Consider the following 10,105-nt stretch of genomic DNA (forward strand, 5'->3'; position numbering starts at 1 on the left):
CCTATGCGCTGATCGATGCCATCGTCGACAGCTATTTTCCGCCGATCGAGGCCGCCGGTGACATGGTCGACAGCATCGAGGACCAGATGCTGCATTCGCCGCACAAACACCAGATGCGGCAGCTGCATGAATTGCGGCGTGACGCCAACGTGCTGAAAGGCGTGCTGTGGCCGATGCGCGATGCGCTGGCGACGCTGATCCGCAACGATGTGCCCTATGTGAAGGCCGAGACCAAGATCTTCCTCAACGACACGCTCGACCATGCGCTCAGGCTGATCGAGCTGGTCGAGACCCAGCGCGATATGCTGACCGGCCTGATCGAGATGCACCTGTCGCTGAGCCAGGCGCGCACCAACGACGTTATCAGCTATCTCACCATCGTCTCGGTCATCTTCATGCCGCTCACCTTCCTGGTCGGCATCTGGGGCATGAATTTCGATCCGGAGTCTTCGCCCTGGAACATGCCGGAACTGAAGGCCTACTACGGCTATCCCTTGTCGCTGCTGTTCATGGCGCTTGTCGCGTTCGGGCTGATCGCCTTCTTCAAATGGAAGAAATGGCTTTGACAGGGATAAACCTGCCATTTTGGCCTGAAAAGCCGGCTTGTGAATTGGGCTGGTGTTTTCCGGGGAATTGCACTATATGCGCCGCAGCTTAGCGCTATGACGCTTTGCTTGCACCGGCCCCTGCTGGACGACATCCCGGCTGAGGGCGACCCGTTTCCTCAAACAGATAAGGAAAAACACGATGTCGATTACTGCCGAGCGCAAACAGGAATTGATGGGTGAATTCGCAACCGCCAAGGGCGATACCGGGTCTCCGGAAGTCCAGGTGGCCATCCTTTCCGAGCGCATCAAGAACCTGACCGACCATTTCAAGGACCACAAGAAGGATAACCATTCCCGCCGTGGTCTGCTTGCTCTCGTCTCCCAGCGCCGCAGCCTGCTTGATTATCTCAAGCGCAAGGACGACGCGCGCTACCAGACGCTGATCGAGAAGCTCGGTCTGCGTCGTTGACGAATTGACCGGCGGGCTTTCGAAGGAGAGCCCGCCGGTCGCGCATTCTGCCAGTCGTATCGACTGGCCAGACCCGGTTTCGATCGTGCAGAGGGCACTCGAAACCGCCCATGGACGGTCATGGGGCAGGATTGCAGGACGCTCGCGCGCGCACCGCGCCGAAATCACCCGAGCCTCCCGTTGTCTTGCCCGTGGCTGCCCGAGAAAGGAAGCCAGGGAAAGGGCATCTCCGCGCACCGTGAAACGGCGCGGCCCTTTCCTCATATTAAGGACAAGAGATGTTCAATCACCACAAAGTGGAAATCGAATGGGGCGGTCGTCCGCTCATCCTCGAAACCGGCAAGATCGCGCGCCAGGCTGATGGCGCGGTGCTCGCCACCTACGGCGAGACCAAGGTCCTCGCCACCGTCGTTTCGATGAAGGAGCCGAAGCCCGGCCTCGATTTCTTCCCGCTGACCGTCAACTACCAGGAAAAGACCTACGCCGCCGGCAAGATCCCGGGTGGCTATTTCAAGCGTGAAGGCCGTCCGAGCGAGAAGGAAACGCTGGTTTCCCGCCTCATCGACCGCCCGATCCGCCCGCTCTTCGCCTCCGGCTACAAGAACGACACCCAGATCGTCGTCACCGTCGTCCAGCATGATCTCGAGAACGATCCCGACATCCTGTCGATCGTTGCCACTTCGGCCGCCCTGACGCTCTCCGGCGTCCCCTTCATGGGCCCGGTCGGCGGCGCCCGCGTCGGCTACATCAACGGCGAATACGTTCTGAACCCGCATGTCGACGAGATGCAGGAATCCAAGCTCGACCTCGTTGTCGCCGGCACCGCCGACGCTGTGCTGATGGTTGAGTCCGAAGCCAAGGAATTGGGCGAAGAGCTGATGCTCGGCGCCGTCATGTTCGGCCACAAGGGCTTCCAGCCGGTCATCGACGCCATCATCAAGCTGGCCGAAGTCGCCGCCAAGGAGCCGCGCGACTTCACCGCGCCGGACTATTCCGCGCTTGAAGCCGAGATGCTGAAGATCGTCGGCGACGAACTCAGCAACGCCTACAAGAACGTCGACAAGCAGAAGCGTTACGCCGCCGTCGACGCCGTCAAGGCGAAGGTCAAGGCAGCGTTTGCCCCGGCCGAAGGCGAAGATGCCAAGTACACTTCCGAGCAGATCGGTTCGGTATTCAAGGAACTCCAGGCCAAGGTCGTGCGCTGGAACATCCTCGACACCGGTTCGCGCATCGATGGCCGTGACCTCAAGACGGTCCGCAAGATCGTCTCCGAAGTCGGCGTCCTGCCGCGCACCCACGGTTCGGCGCTGTTCACCCGCGGCGAGACCCAGGCGCTGGTCGTTGCCACGCTCGGCACCGGCGAGGATGAGCAGTATGTCGATTCGCTGACCGGCATGTACAAGGAGAAGTTCCTCCTTCACTACAACTTCCCTCCCTATTCCGTCGGCGAGACCGGCCGCATGGGTTCGCCGGGTCGCCGCGAAATCGGCCATGGCAAGCTCGCCTGGCGCGCCATTCGCCCGATGCTGCCGAGCGCCGACCAGTTCCCCTACACGCTGCGTGTCGTCTCGGAGATCACCGAGTCCAACGGTTCGTCGTCGATGGCCACCGTCTGCGGCACCTCGCTGGCGCTGATGGATGCCGGCGTGCCGCTGGCCAAGCCCGTCGCCGGTATCGCCATGGGCCTGATCAAGGAAGGCGAGCGTTTCGCCGTTCTATCCGACATCCTCGGTGACGAGGATCACCTCGGCGACATGGACTTCAAGGTCGCCGGCACCGCCAACGGCATCACCTCGCTGCAGATGGATATCAAGATCGAAGGCATCACCGAGGAGATCATGAAGATCGCGCTGGACCAGGCCAAGGATGGCCGCCAGCACATCCTCGGCGAGATGGCGCATGCTCTGACCGGCGCGCGTTCGGAACTGGGTGAGTTCGCACCGCGCATCGAAGTGATGCACATCCCGACCGACAAGATCCGTGACGTGATCGGCTCGGGCGGCAAGGTGATCCGCGAGATCGTCGAAAAGACCGGCGCCAAGATCAACATCGAGGACGACGGCACGGTCAAGATCGCTTCGTCCAATGCCAAGGAGATCGAGGCGGCGAAGAAGTGGATCCACACCATCGTCGCCGAGCCGGAAGTCGGCGAGATCTACGAAGGTACGGTCGTCAAGACCGCGGACTTCGGCGCTTTCGTCAACTTCTTCGGCCCGCGTGACGGCCTCGTCCACATCTCGCAGCTTGCCAACGACCGGGTCGCCAAGACCTCGGACGTGGTCAAGGAAGGCGACAAGGTCTGGGTCAAGCTGATGGGCTTCGACGAGCGCGGCAAGGTCCGCCTGTCGATGAAGGTCGTCGACCAGGCCACCGGCAAGGAACTCGCCCGCGACAAGAAGACCGAAGGCGAAGAAAACGCCGCCTGATTGGTCTGAGATCATGAATCGAAACGGGCGCGGCTTATGTCGCGCCCGTTTTCATTTTCAGCCTGGGTTTCAAAGCGCTTAGACAAGTCGAGATCGAACAATGTCCGCCGAGCCGTTGAAGACGCTTTTCCATCCCTTCGAGGCGGAGGCTGTTGCTTTGCCGGGAAAGGGCACGCGCGCCCTGTTTTTCGGCGCTGAGCCGGGTTTTCGCCTGCCTGAAGGCTTTGAGGCGACGCTTCACCTCGTACAGGGCTTCCGGCCGCATTTTAGCGTGCTGCAGGCGTCTGGCTTCGTCGTCACCGCGCAAGTGGAAGGCGATGGCTTCGATATGGCACTTGTGCTTGCCGGCCGGCATCGCGGCTTGAACGAAGTGCGCATCGCGCAGGCGCTTGAGTGCGTGGCGCCGGGCGGCCTGGTCGTCATTGCCGGCGGCAAGGACGATGGCATTGCCAGCCTGCGCAAGCGCGTTGACGAGCTTGTGCCGCTTGAAGGCCATTTGCCCAAATATCACGGCATTGCCTTCTGGCTGCGACGTCCCGCCGATCTGGCCGCCGCGGAAGAATTGCGCGCTGCCAACCCCGCTCTGCTGGTTGAAGGCCGGTGCCACACCGCGCCCGGCATGTTCTCGTTCGACCGGATCGATACCGGATCGAAATTGCTGGTCGAGAACCTGCCCAATGACCTGCGTGGCAGCATTGCCGATCTCTGCGCCGGCTGGGGCTATGTGGCGGCCGAGATCGCCGCCCGCTCCCCCGGCGTTCAGGCGCTCGACCTCTATGAGGCCGATTTCGCCGCGCTTGAAGCCGCGAAGCTCAATCTGGCAGCGGTCAGCCAGCCGACCGCCAGGAATTTCTTCTGGATCGATCTGCTGAAGGAACCAGTCGAGAAGCGCTACGACGCGATTGCCATGAACCCGCCCTTTCACCGCAGCCGGGCGGCCGAGCCGGAGATCGGCGCCGGCATGATCCGAGCGGCGGCCAAGGCCTTGAAGCCGGGTGGGCGGCTGTTCATGGTCGCCAACCGTCAGCTTCCCTACGAACCGATCTTGGCGGCTGTCTTTTCGAGCCATGCCGAACTCGCTCGTGACGGCATGTTCAAGGTGCTTTCCGCTCGTCGTTGAAGCATGATCCCGAAAGTGGATACCGGTTTCGGAAAAGATCATGCTCAAAAACAGATATCGCGTCGCACTCAATGCAGATTGGCAACGCGCCGGACCTCATCGGTGATATGCACGTCGCCGACCCTGATCTTGAGGGGGGCGGGCCTGCCATACAGGTAGCCTTGCACCACCTCGCAGCCGGCTGCCCTGAGCAGTGTCGCCTGGCTTTCGGTCTCGACGCCTTCGGCAATGATGCTGACGCCGAGCGCGCGCGAAAGCCCGACGATGGTCGAGACGACCGCGCCGGAGCTGGAATCTGTGTCGAGGCGGCTGACGAAGGACCGGTCGATCTTCAGCTTGCCGAATGAGAAATCGATCAGGTAGCTCAAATTGGAATAGCCGGTGCCGAAATCATCGACGGCGACCGAAATGCCGATATCCGCAAGCTCCTTCAGGATGGCGGCGGCGCGGTCGCGATCCTGCATCATCGCCGTCTCGGTCACTTCCAGTTCCAGCCGTGACGGCTTGATGCCGGTGCTCGTCATGGTGTCGCGCACGATGCCGACGAAGTCCTTGGTCATGAACTGGACGGGCGAGATGTTGACGGCGACGAAGCAGTCGTCGGGCAGATGCCGGGCGTCGCTGCAGGCTTTGCGCAGCACCCATTCGCCGATCGGGCCGATCATGCCGGTTTCCTCGGCGATCGGAATGAACTCCATCGGCGGGATCATGCCGCGTTCCGGATGCCGCCAGCGGATCAGCGCTTCGTAGCCGACGATGCGGCCGGTCGGGAGATCGAGCTGCGGCTGGTAATGAAGGTCGAAGTCACCGCGCTCGAAGGCTGTATGCAGTTCGGATTCGATCCACTGGCGATGGTCGGCGACCCTGCCCATTTCGGCATGGAAGACGGACCAGTTGCCGACGCCGCTGGCGCGCGCGTTCTGCAGCGCCAGATTGGAGCGGCGCAGGATGAGGACGGGATCGACACCGTCCTTTGGCATCGCCACGATGCCGACCGACAGGCTGACCGATTGCAGGTGCGTACCGAGATCATAGGGCTCCATCATCTCGTCGATGAGCCTCTCTATGGTGCTTTCCAAGGACCCTGCGACTTGGTTGTCGGGGAGCAGGATCGCGAATTCACCGGCGCCGATGCGTCCGATCAGCGCGCGCGGCGGCACGCACGTCTTCAAGCGCTTGGTGAAGGCGCGGATCAGCTCGTCGCCCTGGCTGTAGCCGATGGCGTCATTGATCTGCTTGAACCGGTCGATGTCGATATCGATGAGGAACATCGGCTCGCCGGTCCGGCTGGTCGCGCATGCCGCCTCGGCAATCTTGCCGACCATCGCCGGACGTGCCACCAGGCCGGTCAGCTTGTCGAAATGGGTTTCCGTGAAGACGAAATCCGCCGATTCATCGACGCCGGCGAAGAAGGACATCGCGGCGACCGACGCCGCCAGTGCGCAAAGAGCGGCCATCACCGAGACCATCATGTCGGCGGAGATGCCGGCAAAGCCATCGCCGAGACCGAGCTTCAGGCCCCAGAGCCCGAGGACGAAACTGCCGAGACCCGAACTCGCTATGGTGAGCAGTCGGAACACCGGTGTTCGCTTCGGGTTGCTGACGGCGAGCATTGAAAGTTCCCCTGAGTACGGAGCTTTCTACCGGATATCTCCTTAAAATGAGTTTCCGCGAATGAATCCAATTTTATTGGACCGGAAGTATTTCTTGAGCGGATCAATGCGACTGGCGCTGAAACGGGGTTTAGCCGCGCGCTTTAAGCTTCGTGTTTTCAGATGTCCGCCATTTCAAAACCGTCGCGCACCTTTGGCCGACAGGCGTTAGTCTCGCCCGCCGTCGGTCTGCTTCAATTCGTCGAGCGTCGGCATGGAAACGATGTGATAGCCGGAATCGACATAGTGGATTTCGCCGGTAACCCCGGAAGACAGATCCGACAACAGATAAAGCGCCGAACCACCGACCTCGTCGATGGTCACCGTGCGGCGCAGTGGCGAGTTTCGCTGCTGGTAGGAGAACATGTGGCGGGCGTCCGAAATGCCGGCGCCGGCGAGCGTGCGCACGGGCCCAGCCGATATGCCGTTTACCCTGATGCCGCGCGGACCGTAATCGTTGGCGAGGTAGCGCACGCTGGCCTCCAGTCCGGCCTTGGCGACGCCCATGACATTGTAGTTCGGCATGACGCGGACGGAGCCCGCATAGGTCAGCGTGATCATCGATCCGCCGTCCTTCATCAAGGTGGCCGCATGGCGGGCGACCTCGGTGAAGGAGTAGCAGGAGATCACCATGGTGCGGACGAAATTGTCCCGGCTGGTGTCGGCGTAGAGGCCTTTCAACTCGTTCTTGTCGGAAAAGCCGATGGCGTGGACGATGAAATCCAGCCCGCCCCATTCGTTGCCCAGGGTCTCGAACGTGGCGGCGACCGAAGCGCTGTCCTCGACGTCGCACGGCACGACCAGCGAGGCGCCGAGCTTGTCGGCCAGCGGCTTGACCCGGCGTCCGAAGGCATCGCCCTGATAGGTGAAGGCGAGTTCCGCCCCGTGTTCGGATAATTTCCGGGCGATGCCCCAGGCGATCGAATGATCGTTGGCGACACCCATGACAAGCCCGCGCTTGCCCTTCATCAATCCGTCCATGGCCGGCAAATCCTTATGCGGAATAGCGCTGGAAAACGAGCGTGGCGTTGGTGCCACCGAAGCCGAACGAATTGGACAAAACAGTGTCGATCCTGGCGTCGTCGATGCGCTTTCGCACGATCGGCATGCCCTCGAATTCGGGGTCGAGGGTCTCGATATGGGCGCTTTCGCCGATGAAACCGCCCTGCATCATCAGGATCGAGTAGATGGATTCCTGCACGCCGGCCGCGCCCAGCGAATGGCCGGTCAGCGACTTCGTCGAGGTGATGTACGGCATCTCTGGGCCGAACACCTCGCGGATGGCGCCCATTTCCTTGGAATCTCCCACCGGCGTCGAGGTGCCATGGGTGTTGATGTAGTCGACCGGCGTGGAAACCGTGGCCAGCGCCTGGCGCATGCAGCGGACCGCGCCTTCGCCTGAAGGAGCAACCATGTCGTAGCCATCCGACGTCGCGCCATAGCCGACGATCTCGGCATAGATCTTGGCGCCGCGCGCCTTGGCATGCTCAAGCTCTTCCAGCACCAGCACACCGGCGCCCCCGGCAATGACGAAGCCGTCGCGATTGACGTCATACGCACGGGAGGCGGTCGATGCCTTGTCGTTGAATTTCGACGACATGGCGCCCATGGCGTCGAACAGGTCCGACATCGTCCAGTCGAGATCCTCGTGGCCGCCGGCGAAGACGATGTCCTGCTTGCCCCATTGGATCAATTCATAGCCATTGCCGATGCAATGCGCCGAGGTCGAACAGGCCGACGAGATCGAGTAGTTGACGCCGTGGATCTTGAACCATGTGGCAAGCGTCGCCGATGCGGTCGACGACATTGCCTTCGGCACCGCGAATGGACCGATGCGCTTGGGACTGCCGTTCTTCAGCGTCGTTTCGGCAGCTTCGACGATGGTGCGGGTGGATGGTCCGCCCGATCCCATGACGATGCCGGTGCGCTCATTGGTGATGTCGCTCTCGCCGAGGCCCGCATCCGCGATCGCCTGGTCCATGGCGACGTGGTTCCATGCAGCACCCTGGCTCAGGAAGCGCATCGCACGGCGATCGATCATCGCCGATGGATCGAGCGTCGGCGCTCCCCAGACCTGGCAGCGGAAGCCGTGTTCGGCGAAGGAATCCGAGAAGCTGATGCCTGATCTGGCGTCATGCAGCGAGGCTTGCACCTCGTTGGCATTGTTGCCGATCGACGACACGATGCCGAGGCCTGTGACTACGACACGTCTCATTCGCAACTCCTTCCAGGGATGCTGGCCAAAGGGGGCCGGCCAGGGGTGCCGGTCAGCCGACCGCCGACTGCTTGGACAGACCGACTTTCAAATCCGTTGCCGCGTATATGGGTTCGCCATCCGCCTTCAGCCAGCCATCGGCGATGCCGAGCACCAGCCGGCCCCGCATCACGCGCTTGAAGTCGATGCCATATTCGACCTTCTTCACCGAAGGCGTGACCATGCCCTTGAATTTCACTTCGCCGGTCGACAGCGCCATTCCCTTCCCGGGTTCGCCAAGCCAGCCAAGATAGAAGCCCGTCAGTTGCCACATGGCGTCGAGGCCGAGGCACCCCGGCATGATCGGATTGCCGATGAAATGGCAGGCAAAGAACCACAGGTCCGGCTTGATGTCGAACTCCGCGCGGATGAAACCCTTCTCGAAGGCGCCGCCGGTCTCGCTGATCTCGGTGATGCGGTCGAACATCAGCATTGGCGGATAGGGAAGCTGGGCGTTGCCCGGTCCGAACAGTTCGCCGCGGGCGCAGGCCAGCAATTCGTCGTACTCGTAGCTGGATTTACCCGCCATCAATCTCATCCCATATCGTTCCGGGCCATCGGGTGCCCTTGTCGTTGGTTTCCTAACACAATCTGTTTCAGGCCGGAAACCGGCGTTTGCGCTTAGCCTGCTCGTCTGCCTGGGTCAATGCGCGCTATTGATCGCATTCGGACGACAGAATATATGTCCTGAGAGGTCCGGTTTCGGCAGACGTTCATTTTTTTGCCATTCTGGGCGTGTCTTGGGGCGGAACTGTGGGGTTCGACGAGAAGATGGACCTGGACGGCCGGAAGGAAAATGTCGCTGTGGACAAGCGGGTCCGTGAAGCCGGGCTGAGGCCGACGCGTCAGCGCATTGCGCTGGCCGATCTGCTTTTCGCCAAGGGCGACCGGCATCTGTCGGCCGAGGAACTGCACGAGGAGGCGGTTGCCGCCGGCGTGCCGGTGTCGCTGGCCACCGTCTACAATGCCCTTCACCAGTTTACCCAGGCGGGACTTTTGCGCATCCTCGCCGTCGAAGGCGCGAAAACCTATTTCGACACCAACACCTCCGACCACCACCATTTCTACATCGAAGGCGAAAACCGTATATTCGACATCGACAGCGGTCCGGTGACGGTTGCGAACCTGCCGGAGCCTCCGGAAGGGATGGAGATCGCCAATGTCGACATCGTCGTGAGGCTGCGCCCCAAACGCCGCGAATGACTGGCGAGGCCGGAATCATCTGCCAAGCCAGAATTATCGGCCAGGGATGAAACCCCTCGATCTCGTAATCCGGCTCGAATGGGCGATCGTGGCACTGGCTGCCGTCATTTTCTACGGTTCGACCGGCATCTCCTGGTGGCTCTTCGGATTGCTTATCCTGGCGCCTGACCTATCGATGTCGGGCTATCTGGCCGGTCCGCGCGTCGGTGCCCTTGCCTACAACGCCTTGCACATCCTGATCGTGCCCGTGCTGCTGCTGCTCGGCGGGCACATGTGGGGCAATGCGGCCGCGATGGCGGTTGCGCTGATATGGATCGCCCACATCGCCATCGACCGTGCGCTGGGCTACGGTCTGAAGCTGCCGACCGGCTTCCAGGACACCCATCTCGGCCGTATCGGGCATAAAGCCAGGACCGCGAAAGAGAATCAGTCC

Annotated in this window: 10 protein-coding genes; 6 read left to right on the forward strand and 4 right to left on the reverse strand. The window is 61.7% G+C overall.

Annotation, left to right across the window (positions count from 1 at the left end; translation table 11 throughout):
- The 4 genes from ENZ75_RS09815 to ENZ75_RS09830 form a co-directional block, all read left to right on the forward strand.
- Positions 1-566, forward strand: a 566-nt coding sequence (locus tag ENZ75_RS09815; protein WP_281061232.1) for a CorA family divalent cation transporter, incomplete at its 5' end; no start/stop codon positions are given.
- 139 nt (positions 567-705) lie between these two features.
- Positions 706-1,017, forward strand: a complete 312-nt coding sequence (rpsO, locus tag ENZ75_RS09820; RefSeq protein WP_269470859.1) for a 30S ribosomal protein S15 — start codon at positions 706-708, stop codon at positions 1,015-1,017.
- Positions 1,018-1,295: 278 nt separating this feature from the next.
- On the forward strand, positions 1,296-3,443 hold the full coding sequence (pnp, locus tag ENZ75_RS09825) for a polyribonucleotide nucleotidyltransferase (RefSeq protein WP_013527890.1): 2,148 nt from the start codon (positions 1,296-1,298) through the stop codon (positions 3,441-3,443).
- A gap of 100 nt (positions 3,444-3,543) precedes the next feature.
- The gene (locus tag ENZ75_RS09830; RefSeq protein WP_063169995.1) at positions 3,544-4,563 is read left to right on the forward strand and encodes a class I SAM-dependent methyltransferase; all 1,020 of its coding nucleotides are present in this window, start codon (positions 3,544-3,546) and stop codon (positions 4,561-4,563) included.
- Between the two features lie 68 nt (positions 4,564-4,631).
- Here ENZ75_RS09830 and ENZ75_RS09835 read toward each other — a convergent pair whose 3' ends face one another.
- The 4 genes from ENZ75_RS09835 to fabA all read right to left on the reverse strand — a co-directional run bounded on the left by ENZ75_RS09835 (position 4,632) and on the right by fabA (position 8,998).
- Positions 4,632-6,176 (reverse strand): bifunctional diguanylate cyclase/phosphodiesterase, encoded by a 1,545-nt coding sequence (locus ENZ75_RS09835; RefSeq protein ID WP_027161757.1) that lies wholly within the window; start codon positions 6,174-6,176, stop codon positions 4,632-4,634.
- A gap of 207 nt (positions 6,177-6,383) precedes the next feature.
- Positions 6,384-7,196 (reverse strand): enoyl-ACP reductase FabI, encoded by an 813-nt coding sequence (fabI, locus tag ENZ75_RS09840; RefSeq protein WP_013527887.1) that lies wholly within the window; start codon positions 7,194-7,196, stop codon positions 6,384-6,386.
- A gap of 13 nt (positions 7,197-7,209) precedes the next feature.
- Entirely contained in the window at positions 7,210-8,430 is a 1,221-nt protein-coding gene (fabB, locus tag ENZ75_RS09845) for a beta-ketoacyl-ACP synthase I (RefSeq protein WP_024503470.1), read from the reverse strand.
- A gap of 52 nt (positions 8,431-8,482) precedes the next feature.
- A complete protein-coding gene (gene fabA / locus ENZ75_RS09850) occupies positions 8,483-8,998 on the reverse strand; it encodes a 3-hydroxyacyl-[acyl-carrier-protein] dehydratase FabA (protein ID WP_013527885.1) in 516 nt (171 codons plus the stop codon).
- Positions 8,999-9,240: 242 nt separating this feature from the next.
- Between fabA and irrA the strand changes: the two genes are divergently transcribed.
- Together irrA and ENZ75_RS09860 are read left to right on the forward strand one after the other, a co-directional pair.
- Positions 9,241-9,672, forward strand: a complete 432-nt coding sequence (gene irrA / locus ENZ75_RS09855; protein WP_024503471.1) for an iron response transcriptional regulator IrrA — start codon at positions 9,241-9,243, stop codon at positions 9,670-9,672.
- Between the two features lie 46 nt (positions 9,673-9,718).
- The coding region (locus tag ENZ75_RS09860; protein ID WP_128278064.1) for a DUF4260 domain-containing protein at positions 9,719-10,105 on the forward strand (387 nt) is incomplete at its 3' end.

The sequence above is a fragment of the Mesorhizobium sp. M7A.F.Ca.CA.002.04.1.1 genome (assembly GCF_004022805.1).
Taxonomy (GTDB): Bacteria; Pseudomonadota; Alphaproteobacteria; order Rhizobiales; family Rhizobiaceae; genus Mesorhizobium; species Mesorhizobium ciceri.